This window comes from Arthrobacter sp. SPG23 (genome assembly GCF_000876655.1).
Taxonomy (GTDB): domain Bacteria; phylum Actinomycetota; class Actinomycetes; order Actinomycetales; family Micrococcaceae; genus Arthrobacter.
In genome coordinates, this window is record NZ_JYCN01000034.1 from 1 (window position 1) to 1,142 (window position 1,142).

Consider the following 1,142-nt stretch of genomic DNA (forward strand, 5'->3'; position numbering starts at 1 on the left):
CGTGAATGCCCATTCTGCGGCCGCGCCCTCGGCGAGAACGTAATCAGCCGTGGCCCGCGCCTTCACCGTGACGGTTCCCGCACCCGGGTGCGTTCCAGCCTCAAGAACCTGGTCGTTGACCAGAAGGTATTCGACGCCCTCAGTGGCAGGAACCGTGTAGGTGTCCTCGGCAATGCCGTCCTTATCCGTGAAGACCACGGCTGCAGGCGTCACCTTGTACGGGGTCGCCTTGAACGTGAATACCCACTCGGCGGACGCGCCCTCGGCGAGAACGTAATCAGCCGTGGCCCGCGCCTTGACCGTGACGGTTCCCGCGCCCGGGCGCGTTCCAGCCTCAAGAACCTGGTCGTTGACCAGATATTCGACGCCTTCCGTCGCAGGGACCGTGTAGGTGTCCTCGGCAGTGCCGTCCTTATCCGTGAAGACCACCGCTGCAGGCGTCACCTTGTACGGGGTCGCTTTGAATGTCACAGACCACTCGGCGGTGGAGCCCTCGGCGAGAACGTAATCAGCCTTAGCCCGAGCCTTCACCGTGACCGTGCCCGCACCCGGGCGCGTTCCAGCCTCAACAACCTGGTCGTTGACCAGATATTCGACGCCCTCCGTCGCAGGGACCGTGTAGGTGTCCTCGGCAGTGCCGTCCTTATCCGTGAAGACCACCGCTGCAGGCGTCACCTCATACGGGGTCGCCTTGAACGTCGTGCTCCACTCGACTGCAGCGCCCTCGGCCAGAACGTAATCCGCCTTAGCCCGCGCCTTCACCGTGACGGTCCCCGAACCCGGATGCAGTCCGGCCTCTACGACCTTGTCGCCGATCAGGTACTCAACGCCCTCGGACACAGGAACTGTGTAGCTGTCCTCCGCGGTGCCGTCCATATCCGTAAACACGACGACCGCAGGCGTCACCCCTTTGAACCTATCCAAATTGACAACGCCTATTGTCTGGAACCCGGTGGACCTATTACCAAGCGTGTCATCCAAGGGATAGCCGTGGTGGGCGCCTGCCTGCTGCTGGGGAGCTGGGCGAATGGCTCAGCCTGGACCTGCTGCTGCCACTGCGGGGCGCCGGTGCCATGACCCTCAGCCTCTACACGGCGCACGTGTGCCTGGTGGCCGCACGTGTACCTGCAGCCGTTGCCCGC

2 pseudogenes are annotated in these 1,142 nt (G+C 63.9%); one reads left to right on the top strand and one right to left on the bottom strand.

The window, feature by feature from the left end:
- Window positions 1-906 (bottom strand): annotated as a pseudogene (locus TV39_RS21225) (peptidase S8/S53 subtilisin kexin sedolisin); the annotation flags it as partial.
- A gap of 81 nt (window positions 907-987) precedes the next feature.
- Between TV39_RS21225 and TV39_RS22685 the strand changes: the two are divergent.
- A pseudogene (locus tag TV39_RS22685) lies at window positions 988-1,142 on the top strand (heparan-alpha-glucosaminide N-acetyltransferase domain-containing protein); the annotation flags it as partial.